Raw genomic sequence first — 18,107 nt, 5'->3', positions numbered from 1 at the left:
GGAGTGCGCGCAGATCTCGAGCGCCCGGCGGTGCGCGGGGCTCGGAGTGGTGCCGACGAGACGTCCCAGCAAGGTGGCGATCGTCTCTTGGTTCGGTCGCCAGTCACCGGGTACGGCGTCGCTTTCGGCGGCGACGGCGGCAGCGAGGGTGAGGGCGAGCGGATTGCCGCCGGTGAATCCGAGCAGCGCTGGTTGCGCGCCGGCCGGAACGTTCACTGCAGCCGTAGGGGACGCATTGCATGTGCGGGACATCCAGATCCGACGTGTATGCTTCGGGGGGCGTTCCAGCTCGGCGAAAGTCTTGGCCGGGCAGATTTTCGGCCTGGTCCCGTTGCGCACGTTCGCCGAGTCCCGCTCGGCGGGCGCCTGGTTCGGCTCGAACCCCAGGTGCTCGGTCATCTCCTCGTTCAACGCCGTCTCGAGGACGGTCTTGGTGAACTGTTTGAGCAGCCCGTTCGGCCCGGTCAGGGACAAGCCCTGCTCCTTGGCTATCCGCACCAGCTCCGCCGCTGCCAGCTCCTCGGCCGAAGCCTCGGCCTTCTTCCTCGCCACGGCATCAAGTGTCGTCATCACGGCACCTTCCCGCTGAACATCGCTCAGCGCGTCAGGCCGCAAACACCGTTAGATCCACAGTCCCCAGGCGCAGAACACTAGGCAGTGTCTGGAAGTAGGTGTCGAGGTCACAGCCATTGGTCGATGGCGGCGATCTGGATGACGGGCGAGGTAGCGGGTGGCGAGTTTCTCGTAGCGGGTGGGGACGGCGCGGTGTTGTTCGAGTCGGTTGCTGCCACGCTCGATGGTGTTGCGGTGTCGGTAGATCTGACGGTCGAACGCCGGTGGTCGCCCGCTTGCACGGCCGCGATTGCGGCGGTGTCCTGCTTGATCTGCCGGGATCGGGATCGTGGCGGGGATGCCATGCTCGCGAAGGTAGGCGCGGTTGGCGGCCGAGGAATACGCCTTGTCCGCCAGTACCCGGTCCGGACGCACGCGTGCCCGGCCGCGACCGATGCGCGGTACCCGGATGCTGTCGAGCACTGCGGCGAACTGGGGGCTGTCGCCGGCTTGACCGCCGGTGAGCAGCAGCGACAACGGTCGCAGGCGGTGTTCGCAGGCCAGATGAAGTTTGGTTTCCCATCCGCCCCGGGACCGCCCGAGTGCGTGATCGGCCGGTTCGCTGTGGTAGCCGCCGGGTGGTTCGGCCTGGCGGTCGCCGTGGCGGCGGGCTCCGGCGGCGTGGGAGTGGGCACGCATGATCGTGGAATCCACGCTGACCAGCCATCCGATCTGTTCGGCGGCGTCGGCGATCGCCTGGAGTTGCCGCAGCACATGCGCCCAGATCCCGGCAGACGGCGAGGGCGTGCGGTCGGCGGTCATGGTCGTTGAGTAGTGGTTCGAGTTCGAGGGCTTGCACGCCGAGGACGTCGAGTGGGCGCGGGTCCGACATCTGAGCCAGCAGCACTGTGACCTCCCAACCGGCCAGGGCGCGGTCGAACAGCCAACCTCCGGCGGGTTCGACCACGTCGGCGACAGTGGGTGCGACGACGTGGAGCCGGTAGCGTTGTGTGCCCCATTCGAACTGGGTGGGTATGTGGTGGCGGGACCGCTCCGGTGTGCGGAGATTGTCGAGGGGGTCCTTTCGATCGTGGCACTGGTGACCGTCCTTTCTGTGTCCCCCGGCTGTCGCTGGTTTGGTGGGTGTCGAGTCGACGCCGGACTCGCCCAGCTCGGACCCACCGGCTACCGGTTGCTTCGGGTCCGCGACACCCTTTTCTGACTTCGGCCACGGGACCCCTGCGCTTCTCTGCTTCCGGTAATGGCGGTGAGGCCGCCAGCCGATGTACACAACGGGTCATGCGAAGGAGCGACGCAGCGCGAATCGAGTCGAGACCGACTGACTGGGAAGCCCACCCGTTTGAGACTTTTGTGGTTCTCCGAGGGCTCGATATCGACTAAGTCTCAACAGTGAATTCAACGATACGGTAGAGACACATGAGCCAGTACATTCAAGACTTCGTTCCCGCGACCTGTGCTTTGCTGGCGTTCGGCGAACCCACACATCAAGAACCCGCTTTTGCGCGGGTCCGCAACCAACTATTCGCTCAGTTGGTCGGCTGCGGCTTCAGATCAATCACGATCGAGACCGACCGCGTGGCGGCGCTGACCGTAGACGACTTCGTCCGGAATGGGGTCGGCTCCCTCGAGCAAGTGATTGACGAAGGCTTCTCGCACGGTCTCGGAAAGCTCGATGCCAACAGGCAGCTGGTCACCTGGATGCGCGAGTACAACGCGACCAGGACCGAAGACCAGCAGTTGTCCTTCCACGGGTTCGATGCACCCACCGAAATGACGAGCGCCCCCAGTCCACGGCATTACCTCGAATTCGCCCGCGACTATCTGGGACTTGCCATCGACCTCGCGGGACTGACCGGCGACGACGAGCGATGGAGCCGTATGGAGGCGATCATGGATGCGGCCGCCTCGCCCGGCGCCACAGCCGAGGCCGAGCGACTGCGGGTAATCGCCGACGACATGCTCACCATGCTCTATGCCCGGGCACCGGAACTCATCGCGGCCACCTCACATGCCGAATGGATCACTGCCGAAACGCATCTCACCGCCGGTCTCGGCCTACTGCGCTACCACAAACAGTCCGCCGACCGGCAACTCGACGAAACCGCCCGGGTATCCCGGATGCTCGCGGTTCGGGACGCCCTCATGGCCCAGAACCTGCTCGCCATCCGCCGAGCCGAGAGTCCGCGAGGCGCGACTTTCGTGTTCGCGCAGAACGGTCACCTGCGACGAAATCGGTGCCGCTGGTCCCTCGCGGGCATGGATCTCACCTGGTTCAGCGCCGGGGCGATCGCCGATTCCCTGCTCGGCGAACGCTATTGTTTCGTCGCCGGAAGTCTCGGCCACAGCACGGCTGTCGGACTTGGCGTCCCCGAGCCGGACACCTACGAGGGTCTACTGAGCGAGCGCATACAAACCTGGGGTCTGACCAGCCCCGCCACCCTCGGGCCCGCTCGCATCCGAACCGATCCCACACCCGAGCAAGGCTACTTCCCGCTCGACCAAGCAACCCTCGACGGCGCCGACGCGGTTCTGCACATCGCGTAACAGCACAGACGCGCTGGCGCTGATCCAGATCATCAGATCCGGCCTGCGGCGACGTCGTCGCAGAGCGAAACGGTGTACTGAAAAAAGCTTCACTCCAGGATGTAGACATCTTCTGAAGCCCACATGGGCCGGGCCACGGAAATCCTCGGCGTCCCCCCGCCTTCTTGCGCGGTCTCGACGCCGTCGAACTATTGATCCCGCAACGCTCCCAGGGAGGGCACCGCCGCTACTCCCGCTACCAGCTGCGTATCGCCGCCCGCGCCCGCGCGCTGGTTGACGCCGGCGCACCCCTGGAGGCGGCGTGCCGGATCATCGTCCTGGAGGACCAGCTCACCGAAGCCTTGGAACTCAACGCCCAACTCTCCCGACAAGACCCACCCACACCGGACCCGACAACTGACCCTCACTCGCCGACGCAGCGGGCGCCGAGTTCGGCCCACATCGTTTTGCCGCCGCCGCGGTAGTCCACACCCCAGCAAGTGGCCAGCTCATCGGCCAGGATCAACCCGCGCCCGCCGATGTGACCAGGGCGGCGGAAGCGTACCGGCGCGCGTGAACCGTCATCGACCTCCACGCGAAACCAGCGGCGACCAGCCCTGATCAACCGGCACCCGCGCGGGGCGCGGGCATGCGCCACGGCGTTGCCGGCCAACTCGCCACACCTATACCGCGTCCTCGACGCCGATACCACAGTGGCGTGCTCGAGCAGGCGCGCCTTTGCTCAAGTGCCGAGAGAGTCTCCGTCGCGGGGTGTGTGGGTTGCAATGCTGCGGCCGAGGCGGACCATGGCGCGGTAGAGGGCGCGGCGGCTGGGCGGCGAAGTTTCGGTGCCAGGCCGAAGAACTGCCGTGGGTCGCCGACGTCTCGCTCTGGCCGCCGAGTTCGGCATCAGCCGCGAAACCGTCTACCGCTACCTGCGAGCCGAGCCCACCGCAGACTGAACGACACCTGATATTTGCAGGTCGGCCTGCTCGGACCTGGCATCTCGGGCCGGCCTGCGGGGTTTACGACGCGGTCTGAGCTGGTTCGGCTGCCGGATGGTAGATCTCACGGCGCAAGCGTTCCAGGTCCGGCGCCGCAGAATCTGCGGTTTTCCTGTACCGATCGGTTTGACTCCCCCAGAGCCCCCCTCTCACTATGTTTGTGTACATCTCGGCATAGTCCTTCCCCTGACCGGACAGGCCGGGAAGCACCCGGAGCAGGGCGGGGATGTAGCGGATCACCGTCTCGAGTTGGGCGCGTTGCTCGGCCAGTTGGCGCTGTACCTGCTCGACGGCTTCGCTGCGGGCACAGCCGGTCTCGTGACGGATCGCGCGGACCAGGTTGTAGGGGACTTGGTCGGCTTCGTCCCGATCCAGCCCCGCAAGATCGTTCTCCACGAAGACCACGAAGAACAGCAGTTCTTCGAGACGGCGGATCACGGGGTGGTTGCGCAGCATCGACGGCACCTCACGGTCCTGGTATGCCTCTAGGCAGGCGATGGCGGTTTCGAACCCGCTGGTCGACTTCCGGAGCGGCAGATAGTCGGCCGTGGCGGGGATGTCGCCGTTGATGCGCTGGTGCGCTTCGCGTTCGCAGGCTTCGAACCACTCCTCGAGGTTGTCGAAGAACCGCTGCTGCCAGCGGGTGCCGCGGCCCTCGCGCAGGCGCGGCCACAAACTCGCCCACGCCGTCGGGATCGCTCCAGGCCGCGACGGCGCCTGCGGGTCTTGGCGCAGCATGGCCACCAGGCCACGCCGCAGCGCGGTGACGGCTTCGGGGTCGGTCAGCTGCGGATCCTCGAACAGGTCGTCCCACACAAGGGCCAGCGTGAACATGCCGGCGAAGGTCTGTTCACGGGCCGCGTCCGCTGCTGGGGCCCAGGTCCGTGCCGGGACCCGGAGCCCTCCCGTCCACCGGTGATAGGCGGCCTCGGTCGGTGTCAGGGCCAGGCCGGTGTCCACCAGCCAGCTCCGCAACCATGACGCGGCCTGCGCAGAGACCACCTCACTGTGGGTCTGGGGTGGCTGCGTCGAGGCCCGGGAGACCGTGGGACCAGGAGTTCGCCGATCGAGTATGGACCGGGCGTAGGCGGTCATCGCGTGACGGGCGCGCGGGTCGACGGGCAGGGTGGCGAGCTGACCGGCAGCCTGGTCCATGAATTCCTCGGCTCGCGCCAGTGCTTCGTCCACGGCGCCGGAGGCGACGACGAGTTCGCGGGCACGTGCGGCTTGCTCACCGGTCATTCTGCTGCGCAGCAGGCGGGCAAGGTCCCGATCGCGTGCTGCGGCGCGGATCACGGGCAGGGTGTAGATGCCCTCGGGCAGATCCTGATTGACCGGCTTGCCCATTTCTTCGGCGGTCGAGGTCAAATCGAAAATGTCGTCATACAACTGGTAGGCCATCCCGAACTGTCGACCGAACACCGCCAACGCCTCTTCTCGATCCTCGGGGCGGCCGGCTTGCATCGCGCCCACCCGGCAGGCCAGCGACAGCAGCGCCGCCGTTTTGCCGTCGATCGACTCCAGGTAGGCCTGCTCGCTGCGGGAGGCCACGTACTGGTCGGCGGCCTCGAGCACCATGCCCGCGCACATGTGCGCACTCGCGGTCGATCCCGCGAGCCCTTCACGTCGGCCGAGTTCGAGCAGTACGCGCCCGCCCTCGGTCGTCACGGAGTCTCCAGCCAGTACGGCCATGTGCGATCCCCACACCACGTTCGCGCTGGGCCGGCCGCGGCGCTGGTAGGCGTGATCGATGACGTCGTCGTGATACAGCGAGCCCAGATGCAGCAACTCCACGGCGGCGGCGGCGCGCACCGCCCGGTCGTCGGCGGGCGTCGCAGGATCGGTGAGCAGGTAATACGACAGCAACGTCAAGGTAGGGCGGACCAGGCGGCGGGAGGTGTCGGTCCCTTCGTCGGTGAGTGCGGTCAACTCTGGCCTGCCCTCGAACCGCACGGGTCCGAGAACGTCACGGACGCGGTCGAGGTCCGCCTCCAGATGCGGGAACACAGCCGAATCGATTTCACGTGGCACGCGCGTACTCCTGACTGGTTACATCGGTCATCCACAAACACCGTTGATCAAGGTCAATTCGACACCACCATCACGCGGAAGACGTTGGTATCGGCCGATTTCGACGTTCGCAGCAACTGGATGATGACGGTCCGTGATTGTCGTTGCGCGACGAGCACCTCGACCGAATCGCCCACCCCTCACCGGCCACCGGCCACCGGCCTGCGGCCACTGCGCGATCACGACCAGAAGGCGCGGTCTTCCCGCACAACCCTGTCGGTGGACACGACTTCGACAATCACTGAAGCCGACTCCGGATACTCGGCACTACCCACATCGTGCGCTGAGGTCGGCACCGCGGCGGACGATGCGCTGCACCGATTCGCGGGCGCCCTGTCGACCAGTGGATGCGCAGCCTGTCACCACGTCCAAGCTCGACAACGGGGTTGGGCAGACGCTCACCTGCACGGTCACCTACGAGGATCCGATTCCGCACGGTCTCTGGGTGTGGACAACTCCAGCCGTGGTCGGGCAATCCTCGCCGTGCGCGAAAGAGGCTCGGGCGTGGACACCTTGTCGGGGTCAATCGTACGATGTGGCCGTATTCACTCGGGACAGTAGGTTCACGGACTGGGCCTACGAGGTCTTCACCCAACCCCGGCCGCTCATGGCCGGTCCACCGGCATTGTTTCTGCTCCGGGTACGGGGTCTCCGTCTTCTTGGACTGTGGATTCAGCCCCGCCGCCGTGACGTCGGCGTCGGGAGCAGAACAGGTCGTCGCGCGCATGTCCTTCAGCGCACAACCCCGCTGAGATTCGCGAAGGTGTCGAGCGCCTGGCCGCTGTGCTCGACGGAAGCTAGCCGGACGGCCGCGGTCGTTGATTGCCCGGATGCGTTCGGAATCCGACGCCTGTCGAAGATTTCGGCTCAATTCTTCTGTCTGGCTGGGATCGACAGGTCATAGAGAGTGACGCTGTCCACGATCGTGGGAGAGTAGTGGTCCTGGATCCATTCGGTGATATGTGCGTTTGCTCCGGTCTCGCGCTCTCGCCCGTTCGGTGTGATGATGAAATAGCGTATCTCGCCCTGCGCGGCGTATCTTTTGAACTGTTCGAGCGTCGGAGACGGATCGCGGCCGTTGAAGCCGCCGATGGGCATGATAGGCAGCTGGGCGGCAATTTGGTATCCGGCCGCGTTCATCGATCCGATTGCCGCGCCGGCCCAGCGGTGACCGGTACCGTCGCGCCGCAATAGACGAACCACTTCAGAACTCGGTGTGGAGGGCTCGAGGAAGAACGCGATCGACGCCGGAGTCACGCCGCCGCCGGTAGGTGCGGCGACTACCGGTCCCGCGATGGGATTTGTCCCGTGGTGCGGGGTCGCGATGGTGTGCACAGTGTACGCGACCGGTCCCGCGAATGCGGTCAGCGCGGCGGCAGCCGCAACAACGACGCCGGGTTTGTCACGGACTATCGCGGTGACGAAGGAGAGCAATCCGGCTGCCAGCACCGCCCAACGCAGCCATGGCGCGAAATCCGCACTGCGACTCCATAGCAGCCACGCGGTCGCCGTGGTAGCTCCCAGCGCGAGGGCCGCGGAAAGGCGCACCGACAGTCGGTCACGGTATTGCCAGGCGAGGGCGGCGCCTATGCCGACCAGAGCGGCGACCGCCGGAGCGAGGGTCACCGTGTAGTAGGGGTGAAATATGCCTGCCATATAACTGAACACCAGCCCGGAGACCACCAGCCAGCCACCCCAGAGGAGCAGCGTTGCTCGCCGGCAATCGGTGCGAGGGGATCTTCCGCACAACAAGAGTCCTGCCACGAAGGTGACCAGCGCCGCTGGGATGAGCCACGCGATCTGGCCACCCTGCGCTGGTTCGAAGAGCCGGGCGATGCCCGTATCGCTGGGTGCGGTTGCCCGGCGGACCGCTTCGACTCCCGGCGTGCCGACGCCGCGCCGGTCGTTTCCCGTCAGCCGGTCGAATCCGTTGAAGCCGAGAGTCAATTCGAGCACGGAATTATGTTGCGAGGCGCCAATCCACGGCCGCGACCTGGCCGGCCAGAGTTCCACCGTGAGTAGCCACCAGGCGGTTGCCGCGACCATGGTAACACCGGCCGCCAGCAGTTGGACGATGCGCTTGCCGAGGCGGGGCGGACCGGTGACGAGATAGGTCAGGGCCAGGGCGGGCAACACCAGCACTACCTGCAATTGCTTTGTGAGAAAACCGAATCCGATGAAAGCGCCACAGAGGACCAGCCATCGGGTACGTCCGTCGTCGAGCGCTCGTATCAGCGCCCACGCCGCGGCGACCTCCAAGAACACCAACAGGGCATCGGGATTGTTGAACCGGAACATCAGTGCGGCCACTGGTGTCACCGCGAGCGCGAATCCGGCGAGCAACCCGGCGCCCGGCCCGAAGGACCTGCGTACCGCCGCCCAGAGCAGAGCCACCGACGCGGTACCGAACAATACCTGCGGCACCAGAATGCTCCAGCTGTTCAACCCGAACACCCGCACCGACAGTTCCATCGGCCATAGTGCCGCGGGTATTTTGGCGGCGGTGATCGAGTTCGCGGAGTCGGAGGACCCGAAGAAGAATGCCTTCCACGACTCCGAACCAGCCTGCACGGCAGCCGAATAGAACTCGTCGGCCCACCCGTTGGCGCTGAGATTGCACAGGTAGGCGATCGTGGTGGCCGCCAGCAGCAGTGCCAAACTCGGCAATTCGTGTCGAACACGAGGCGTTCTCGGCACGATGTCCGCTTCGATCGGATTTTTCGGCGGCACTGCGCTGGTCCCGTTCATATGGCCGTCCTCAGGACCATACGCATCAACCTTCCCGGGCGGGGCAAGCGGCTCGCGTGCGAGAACCTCGTTTTCGATGAACGAGGCCAGCCGTGTAAATCCGCTCCGGATGTCTGCTACATCGAGGTCGCTGCACGACAAACGCAGTCGGCGGCTGCCGCTTCCGTCGAGATAGAACTGGTCCATCAGGGTCCACAGCACGCCGTACTTGGACGCTGATCTTTCCAGGAGCGCGAGGTTCGCCTGAAGGCGCATGACGAGGAAGACACCGCCGTCCGGTCGATTCCACTCGACCGCCGGCCGGCCGTGCCCACCGGCGTCGAGCGCGGTCAACAGGCATCCGAGGTTTTGCCGGTGCCATCCGGCTTTGCGCCGGGCTCTGCTGGGCGAGCGTGCCGCCGTCCGCGATCAGCATCGACGTTGGTGGGACTGTCGTTCCGACACCAAGAATTCGCAAGCCGAATTCACCAACTCACGCTCCGGCCGTTGAGACCTCGACCCGGAGTGGCGCATCGGTGGAAATGCGCTGGTGCAGAGATCGGCGCCTCGGCAGTTGGTGTGCACGGCGTGCGAGATTCATCGTGAATCACATCCATTCCCTGGGGAGCCCGCCTCGGGGCACGGCCGCAGCCGAGCGGGTCGTCGCTCGGGAAGTTTAATCCGATCTGACAATTCACGGCGACACGGTGGGTCCACCGTTGGGAACGCTCTCGTTTCCCTGATGCTCCCGGAACTCGGGCGGTTTCACCGCACGGACTGGTTGTTCGGCGGGTGGGCGACGGTGAAACCGAGCGGCATCGAGTGGCGGAAGGCGTTGTGTGGGTGTGGGTTCAAGATGGTGCTGGACGGTGCGGAGGAGTGGGGCTGGGTAGCGCGGCAGCTGGCGGGTCGCGTCATCGGTAGCGGATGGGCCCCTCCGTGCCGATTTCTGGATAAAATTTTACCGGGCTGCATCGCTGTGTGTGATGGAGTCGAGCATGCCCATCCATGGGGAAGTTTGTGTTGCCTGGAATACTGCGAGCATGGAAGACGCGCTTCGGGTCGTGATCGTGGCCGGTGGCGCTGCGCACTTCAAAACCATCAACTCGGTGTGCGAGAAATCCGGATATTCTGTGGTGTCCTGTTTGTTGGCTCGTTCGGTGAAGTCAGGCTCTCCGATCCTGCCGTCGTCGGCGGCGGTGATAGGGGAGTTGCTGGAAGTGATACCGGGAGGGATGGACCTGGTGCTGCCAGGCAGTGCCGCCGGGCTGGCTGACGCATTACCCGGATATCGACCCGACGTCATCGTGGCGTGCGGATTCCCCTGGAAATTCCCGGCCGCTGTTCTGCGGATTCCCGAACTCGGTGTGCTCAATATACATCCGTCACTCCTGCCGAAACATCGGGGGCCGATGCCGATTGCGTGGGCCATAAGAAATGGTGACACGGGATTCGGACTGACGGTACACAGAATGGATGAAGAGTTCGACACCGGCGAGATACTGTCCAGTCGGGGCGGTATATTGCTGGACGAGGATCCGACGCCGGAACGGTTGTGGGGTCGTATGGATCCGGTGATCCACGACCTGTTGCCCGACGCGCTGAACAAGGTCGTGGCTGGAATTCCCGGACTTCCGCAGGATGCGGGGGAGGCGTCGTACGAGTCGTCCTTCGAACCTGGATTCTATCGGGTGGATTGGTCGAATACTGCTGTCGTAGTACACAACCAGGTCCGAGCGTTGCGCTCTCTCGGGACGGGTCCGGTCGCGCAGATCGGCGATCGTCGCATCAGGGTGTTGCGTACTCGCCTCGACCCTGGGGAGGGGGAGCGGGTGGAGTGCGCCGATGGCCCTTTGTGGATCGTGGAATCGACGTCCGTCTGAGCTCGGCCTGTTCCCGAAGGTGGTCCAGCCCGCGACGCAGTCGTCCAGTTCGTCCGGCGGCACCACATCGTTGACAAGCCCCACCTCGAATGCGCGTGCTTCCGAGGAGCGGCCGATCGACCCGGAATGTGGTCCGGATTGCTCATGTCGAGCGCTGCACCCGAGCGACGGGAATTTTCACAGGAGGATGCACCATGAAGCCACGGTCGGAATTGCCGTTGTCCGAAGCGGAACGTACGCAGTTGGATGCCTTCGGCAACTGTGCGGCGCTGCGGGAGATAGGCAGCGGAAGCCGCTCATTACTCCGGCTGTTCGCCGCACAGGTCGACCGGGTGCCGGACAACCGCGCTGTGGTGTGTGCCGACCAGGAGTGGAGCTACCGTGAGATCGACCAGCTGTCATCTCGTCAAGCGCACTTCCTGATCGGGCTGGGCGTACGACCAGGTCGAACGGTTGGCCTGGTGTTGCCGCGTTCGATGCACTGGATCACCGCGGTGCTGGGCATCCTCAAGACGGGGGCAGCGTATGTGCCGATCGAGCCCGCATACCCTGATCATCAGATTGCCGCCGTGCTTGCCGAATCGGGTGTGATGGCGGTCGTCACCTCGGCCGAACTCGTTTCCCGCGTCGAGGCGGCGCTGCCGGTCGAAGCCGACGATATCCCGATCGTCGATGTATCCGATCGGCGGCTCGACAGCCAACCGTTCTCCGCGTTGCCGTTGCCAGATGCACAGGAGCTGGCCTACTTGATCTACACCTCGGGAACGACAGGGCGGCCCAAGGGCGTCGCGGTATCGCACGGTGCCGTGTGCGATCGGATCACAGCGCACATTCGGCGGGTGCGGATCCGCAGCGACAGCCGCGTACTGCAGTTCTCGCCGTTGGTCTTCGATGCGTCGGTGCTCAATATGTGGTCGGCACTGCTGGCCGGTGCGTCCGCCGTCGTGCCCACCGATGACGAAGCCCTGCCCGGGGCCGCCCTCGTTCGGTTGATCGACCGCCAGAGAGTGACTCATGCACATCTCACACCCTCCACGGTCGAAGTACTCACTGCCGAACAATTGGCGGGGGTGACGCTGGTAACCGGTGGCGAACCGTGCAGCGCGGCGCTCGTGGACCGATTCGCCGGCGATCGAGCCATGTTCAACGCCTACGGCCCGACAGAGACCACCGTGATGGTGTCGATGACCGAACCGCTGGCCGTCGGATCGGGTACGCCGTCGATCGGAACACCGGTACCGGGCGTGGGCATGGTGGTGCTCGATGACCTGATGCGCCGAGTGCCGACAGGTGCGATCGGCGAGCTGTATGTGGGGGGATCCGGCCTCGCGCGGGGCTATTGGAAGAGGGCGGGCTTGACCGCGTCGAGGTTTGTCGCCGATCCCGTCGGTGGATCCGGCGGCAGGCTGTATCGCACGGGTGATCTGGTGCGTTGGAATGAGGCGGGCGAGTTGGAGTTCGTCGGCCGAGTCGACGATCAGCTGAAGATTCGCGGGTTTCGGGTGGAACCAGGGGCGGTCGAAAGAGAATTGGTTGCCCTGCCGGGGATCGGTCGGGCCGCCGTTGTGGCACAGGTGGATCAGGACGGCGAGAAACGACTGGTCGGATATGTGGTGCCGGATCCGAGCGCCCCTGGCGCGGGCATCGAACCCGAGGCCGTCCGGCGTCGGCTCGGACGCCGGTTGCCCGAATTCATGGTGCCGGCCGCGATCGCGGTCATGGACCGGCTTCCGGTGATGATCAGCGGAAAGATCGACAAGGCGGCCCTGCCGGTGCCGGAATACCTGTCGACGGTTCCGTATCGTGCGCCGCGGTCCCGTGTCGAAGTCGAGCTCGCTCGACTGTTCGCCGCGATCCTCGGGCGCGACCGGGTAGGTGTGGACGACAACTTCTTCGAGCTCGGCGGCCACTCCCTGGCCGCGACTCGGTTGACCAACCAGATCCGCGCAACGCTCGGAATGGATGTGCCGGTCGCCACGATCTTCGACAAACCCACGGTGTCAGGGTTGGCGCCGGCGCTGAACGAGCGGCGGCTCATGCGTCCGCCGCTCCAGCCGATGCCGCGGCCGCACGCTTTGCCGCTGTCGTTCGCACAGCGTCGACTCTGGTTCCTGCACCGCCTCCAAGGGCAGTCGGCAACGTACAACATTCCACTCGCGTGGTCACTGACCGGTCCTTTGGACCTGACTGCCCTGCGGTCCGCATTTATCGACCTGCTCGCGCGCCATGAATCGCTGCGCACGGTCTTCGCTGAAGTGGACGGCATTCCGCGACAGCGGATCATTGATGTGGATCATGCCGATGTCGGTTGGGCCCTGGTCGACGCCGGTGCGTGGGCACCGGGTCGGCTGGCCGCCGAGATAACGGCGGCCGCGGCCTACACCTTCGACCTCGAGCGCGACGTTCCGCTGCGCGTCACGGTGTTTCAGCGCAGCCGCACAGAGCACGTATTGACGGTCGTGCTCCATCACATCGCCGCCGATGGCTGGTCGTCTCGGCCGCTGCTGAACGATCTGGCGCTTGCCTACCACGCCAGACTCGGCGGCCGAGCGCCCGAGCGGGCACCGCTACCGGTGCAGTACACCGATTACGTTCTGTGGCAACGACAGTTGCTCGGCACGGAATCCGAACCGACCGAGGTACTGTCCGCACAGCTCGATTATTGGTGCGCCGAATTGACGGCCGCTCCACCATGTCTCGAGCTGTCCGCGGACCGCCCGCGCCCGCCGACGAGATCGCACCGGGGTGGCACCCGGCCATTCAACATGGACGCGCGACTCCGATCCGACATCCTCCGCCTGGCTCGCGACGCCGGTGCTACGGCGGCGATGGTGCTGCAAACCGCATTGGTGGTGTTGTTGCATCGGCGCGGTGCGGGCAACGACATCCTGGTCGGTTCGCCGATCGCCGGCCGCGCCGACCAGGCCACGGACGAGCTCATCGGCTTCTTCGTCAACACCTGGGTCCTCCGTGCGAACGTCACCTCCGACCAGTCGGCGTCCGAGCTGCTCGCGGTAGTCAAGCGAAAAGCGCTCGCTGCCTACGAAAACCAGGACGCGCCCTTCGACCTTCTGGTCGAGCGGCTCAACCCGATCCGGTCCTCGGCGCACCACCCGGTGTTCCAGACGATGCTGGTGTTCCACCACGACATCGTCACGGATCTGGATCTCGACGGTGTCGACAGCACGGTCGTGCACACGGACACGGGAACTTCTCAGTTGGACCTGACGATCGTGATCACCGATCGAGGACGCGGTGCGGGCTGGCATGCCCACATCACCTATGCGTCCGATTTGTTCGAGTCCGAGACAATCGACGAGTTGGCAGCGCAGTTCATGCAGGTGCTGCGCGGCATCGTCGCGGATCCGAGCGTCCCGGTGGGCTCACTCGAACTCTTCGGTAGCCAGGAGATCCAACAGCTGGATACATTCGGCAATCGGGCCGCGTTGTCTGTCGACCGCGGTCCTGCTACATCGATACCGGAGGCCTTTGCCGCGCAGGTGACGCGGACACCGGATGCTGTCGCGCTCATCTTCGACGACCAGACCTGGACCTACCGGGAGCTCGACAGACAGTCCACCCGGGTAGCGCACCGGCTGCTCGGTTGCGGTGTCCGAACAGGGGATGTCGTGGCACTGCTGCTGCCCCGCTGCGCCCACAGCTATGTCGCACTGTTGGCGGCTCTGAAGATCGGCGCGGCCTATGCTCCGATCGAGCCCAACTATCCGGATCACCGAGTCCGGTACATCCTCGACGACGCCGCTGTGTCGGCGGTCGTCACCACAGCGGCCCTGCGGGCCCGCGCGGAGTCACTGTTGCGGTCGCTGGACCGCCGCGACAGGTCCGTCATCGATATCGCTGATCCGACGCTCGACACCGAGCCACATACGCCGGTTGCCTTCCCTTATCCGTGGTCGGTGGCCTACCTGATCTACACCTCGGGAACGACGGGTGAACCCAAAGGCGTCGCGGTAACTCATGCCAGCGTTGTCCAGTTGGTCGCTGCCCACAGGCGGCATTACGCGGTACACAGTGGAAGCCGGATTCTGCTGTTCGCACCGCTGGTTTTCGATGTATCGGTGATCGACATGTGGTCGGCATTGTTGAATGGTGCGGTTGCGGTGGTGCCAACGGAAGATCAGGCGCGCCCGGGGGATGCGCTGGCGGCGCTGATTTCTCGTGTCGCAGTCACGCATGTTCATGTGACGCCCTCGACACTGGCGGTGTTGTCTGCCAGCGATTTGGGCTCGTTGGAATTGTTGTCGGTGGGGGCTGAGGTGTTATCGGCAGAGTTGGCCGATGAGTGGGCTGGGCGCTTTCCGATGGTGTATAGGTATGGTCCGACCGAAACGACCGTGTTTTGCACGATCACTGGTCGTTTGGGTGTGGGTTCGGGTGTGCCGTCTATCGGTTCGCCGGTGTCGCATGCTGCTTTGGTGGTGTTGGATGCTCGGTTGGGGCGGGTGCCGGTGGGTGTGGTGGGTGAGTTGTATGTGGGGGGGTCGGGTGTGGCGTTGGGGTATTGGGGTCGGTCGGGGTTGACGGCGGGGCGGTTTGTCGCTGATCCGTTCGGTGGGGTGGGGGGTCGGTTGTATCGGACGGGTGATCTGGTGCGGTGGAATCGTTCGGGGGAGTTGGAGTTTTGTGGCCGGGTCGATGATCAGGTGAAGATCCGCGGGTTCCGGGTCGAACCCGGTGAAGTGGAAGCGACGCTGCTTATGCATCCGCAGGTGACCCGGGCTGTGGTGATGGTCCGTGAGGATGTGGTGGGTGATCGCCGGTTGGCAGCGTATGCGGTGGTAGTCGGTGCCGGCGTTGATTCGGCGTCGTTGCGGCGGTTTGTCACGCATCGATTGCCGGAGTATTCGGTGCCTGCGGCGATCGTGGTGGTCGACGAGATTCCGGTGACGGTGAACGGGAAGGTAGACAAGTCTGCGCTGCCTGCGCCGGAATATGCCTCAGAGCGTGCTTTTCGGGCGCCGGGGACGCCGGTGCAGGAGGCGGTGGCGAGGTTGTTCGCGGAGGTCCTCGGGTTGGACAAGGTCGGCGTCGATGACGACTTCTTCGCTCTCGGCGGACATTCGCTGGCGGCGACACGGTTGTCGAGCCGGATCCGCAGCGTGCTCGGTATCGAGATCCCGGTCCGTGCGGTGTTCGACGCACCGACCGTGTCGAGACTGACCGCTGACTTCGACGCGGCGGTCGAACCGCGTCCATCGTTGCGACCTTCGCCGCGACCGCCGATGATTCCGTTGTCGTTCGCGCAGCGTCGACTGTGGTTCCTGCATCGCTTGGAAGGACCTTCGGCGACTTACAACATTCCCATGGTCCGAATGCTGATCGGGCCTTTGGACCGGGACGCCCTGCGGGCCGCGATAGCGGATGTCGTGGCTCGGCACGAATCTTTGCGGACCGTCTTCCCTGAATCGGATGGTGTGCCGAGCCAGCGCGTCATCCCCGCCGACGCCGCTTACTTCGGCTGGGCCACGGTGGACGGCACGACCTGGAACGACATCCAGCGCCAGACCGCTGTGGCGCAGGTGGCCCGGTATCACTTCGAACTGGCCACCGAGATTCCGATCCGGGCCCAACTGCTGTGCTGCGGCGAGGACAAGCATCTGTTGTTGATCGTCGTGCATCATATCGCCGCGGACGGCTGGTCCGCCGCACCGCTGTTCAACGATCTGGCCGGCGCCTATCGAGCGCGCGTCGCCGGTCATGCGCCCGGGTGGCCCCCGCTGCCCGTGCAGTACGTGGATTACACGCTGTGGCAGCAAGCACTACTCGGTTCGGAAGACAACGCCGACAGCCTGCTGTCCACCCAGCTCGAGTACTGGAAGCGTGAACTGGAGGACGCTCCGCGACGGCTGACCCTGCCCGCCGACCGACCGCGGCCGCGCACGATGTCGCACCGCGGCGAATTCGTGTCCTTTGCGATAGCGCCCACCGTGCGCGAGGCGATTTCGCGGTTGGCCGAAAGCGAGGGCGCGACGGCATCGATGGTGTTGCAGGCCGCGTTGGTCGTGCTGTGGCACCGACTGGGCGCCGGAGCGGATGTGGTGATCGGTTCGCCGATCGCCGGTCGGACCGATCAAGCGCTCGAGGACCTGGTCGGGTTCTTCGTCAACACCTGGATATTGCGTGTTCAGCTTACTCCGCAGCAGACCTTCGCCGAGGTGCTGGCTCAGGTTCGGCGAAAGGCTCTGGCCGCCTACGCGAACCAGGATGTTCCGTTCGAGGTACTGGTCGAGAAGCTCAATCCGATCCGATCGCCCGCCTACCACCCGATGTGCCAGACTCTGCTGGCGTTCCAGAACAACACGGCCGCGGACGCGGAATTCTCCGGCCTCACGGCCGAGCCGGTGTCCGTGGCGACGGGTACTTGCCGGATGGACTTGAATATCGCGATTGTCGAGCAGGCTGATGTCGCGGGCTGGACCGGCTGGATCGAGTACGCCACCGACCTGTTCGACGCGGCCTCCGTCGACGCGATCGCCGCACAGTTCGTTCGGGTGCTGATTGCGGTGGCGGCCGATCCGGCGGTACCGGTGACCGCGATCGAACTGCTGGCGGCACAGGACATCCGGCAGTTGGAGTCCTTCGGCAATGGTGCCGCGCCGAAATCCGACTGCGGTGGCCGGGTATCGGTGCCGAAAGCATTCGCCGCACAAGTCGCGCGCACCCCGAATTCCGTTGCGCTCGTCTTCGACAACCGAACCTGGACGTATAAGGAACTGGACGGGTCGTCGACCCGCTTCGCGCACCGGCTGATCGGCTGTGGTGTCGAGCCCGGCGACCGAGTTGCGCTGCTCTTGCCTCGGACCGAGCATCCGTTCGTCGCGGTACTGGCTGCTCTGAAAGCTGGTTGTGCCTATGTTCCCCTGGATCCGTCGTATCCCGACCGCCGGCTCGCGTTCGTGCTCCGTGATGCCGCACCGGCGGCGGTGGTGACGACATCGGCGCTGGCAGACCGTTTGGCCTTAGTGCTGGCCGACATCGGCGTCGATCATCTTCCGATCATCGATATGTGCGAATCGAGCAAGGAAGCGCACCCGGAGATGACGCTGCCGTTTCCGGATCCTGGTCAGGTGGCGTACTTGATCTATACCTCGGGTACGACGGGTGCGCCGAAGGGTGTTGCGGTGTCGCATGGGGGTGTGGTGGAGCTTGCTGTCGGGCAGGGTGTGCGGTTGGGGATTGATGGGGGGAGTCGGGTTTTGCAGTTGGCTCCGTTGGTTTTCGATGCGTCGGTGATCAATATGTGGTCGGCGTTGTTGTGTGGTGCCGCCGCGGTCGCGCCTACGGAGGAGCAGGCGCGGCCGGGTGT

8 protein-coding genes and 2 pseudogenes are annotated in these 18,107 nt (G+C 65.1%); 5 read left to right on the top strand and 5 right to left on the bottom strand.

The features are described 5' to 3' along the window. Positions 1-297: 297 nt before the first annotated feature. Together M8859_RS29685 and M8859_RS29680 are read right to left on the bottom strand one after the other, a co-directional pair. Positions 298-573 (bottom strand): annotated as a pseudogene (locus M8859_RS29685) (transposase); the annotation flags it as partial. Positions 574-680: 107 nt separating this feature from the next. Further along, positions 681-1,344, bottom strand: a pseudogene (locus M8859_RS29680) (IS5 family transposase); the annotation flags it as partial. A 645-nt stretch (positions 1,345-1,989) separates the two neighbouring features. Here M8859_RS29680 and M8859_RS29675 point away from each other — a divergent pair. Beyond that, complete coding sequence (locus M8859_RS29675; RefSeq protein ID WP_195071902.1) at positions 1,990-3,117, top strand: erythromycin esterase family protein; 1,128 nt, start codon at positions 1,990-1,992, stop codon at positions 3,115-3,117. A 164-nt stretch (positions 3,118-3,281) separates the two neighbouring features. After that, a complete protein-coding gene (locus M8859_RS29670; protein WP_372492949.1) occupies positions 3,282-3,581 on the top strand; it encodes a MerR family transcriptional regulator in 300 nt (99 codons plus the stop codon). Here the strand turns inward: M8859_RS29670 and M8859_RS29665 are convergent. Continuing rightward, positions 3,521-3,769, bottom strand: a complete 249-nt coding sequence (locus M8859_RS29665; protein ID WP_195071904.1) for an ATP-binding protein — start codon at positions 3,767-3,769, stop codon at positions 3,521-3,523. The genes M8859_RS29670 and M8859_RS29665 overlap by 61 nt on opposite strands. 196 nt (positions 3,770-3,965) lie before the next feature. Here M8859_RS29665 and M8859_RS29660 point away from each other — a divergent pair, with 196 nt between their 5' ends. Then, complete coding sequence (locus tag M8859_RS29660) at positions 3,966-4,058, top strand: helix-turn-helix domain-containing protein (protein ID WP_236565808.1); 93 nt, start codon at positions 3,966-3,968, stop codon at positions 4,056-4,058. Between the two features lie 63 nt (positions 4,059-4,121). Here M8859_RS29660 and M8859_RS29655 read toward each other — a convergent pair whose 3' ends face one another. Both M8859_RS29655 and M8859_RS29650 read right to left on the bottom strand, forming a co-directional pair. Next, on the bottom strand, positions 4,122-6,131 hold the full coding sequence (locus M8859_RS29655; RefSeq protein WP_195071905.1) for a polyprenyl synthetase family protein: 2,010 nt from the start codon (positions 6,129-6,131) through the stop codon (positions 4,122-4,124). Positions 6,132-7,037: 906 nt separating this feature from the next. Continuing rightward, the gene (locus M8859_RS29650; RefSeq protein WP_249645171.1) at positions 7,038-8,918 is read right to left on the bottom strand and encodes a glycosyltransferase family 39 protein; all 1,881 of its coding nucleotides are present in this window, start codon (positions 8,916-8,918) and stop codon (positions 7,038-7,040) included. A gap of 977 nt (positions 8,919-9,895) precedes the next feature. On the opposite strand from M8859_RS29650, the gene M8859_RS29645 reads away from it, so the two are divergent. After that, a complete protein-coding gene (locus M8859_RS29645; RefSeq protein WP_249645170.1) occupies positions 9,896-10,780 on the top strand; it encodes a methionyl-tRNA formyltransferase in 885 nt (294 codons plus the stop codon). A gap of 194 nt (positions 10,781-10,974) precedes the next feature. Next, on the top strand, positions 10,975-18,107 hold a 7,133-nt coding region (locus M8859_RS29640), incomplete at its 3' end, for a non-ribosomal peptide synthetase (protein WP_249645169.1).

It is taken from the genome of Nocardia sputi, from assembly GCF_023501985.1.
This window is presented reverse-complemented; position numbering and strand designations above follow the sequence as displayed.

Bases quoted from the DNA above. Each gene is read 5' to 3' on its own strand.
- M8859_RS29650 (WP_249645171.1), bottom strand. From the start codon at position 8,918: ATGAACGGGACCAGCGCAGTGCCGCCGAAAAATCCGATCGAAGCGGAC.
- M8859_RS29675 (WP_195071902.1), top strand. From the start codon at position 1,990: ATGAGCCAGTACATTCAAGACTTCGTTCCCGCGACCTGTGCTTTGCTG.
- M8859_RS29645 (WP_249645170.1), top strand. From the start codon at position 9,896: ATGCCCATCCATGGGGAAGTTTGTGTTGCCTGGAATACTGCGAGCATG.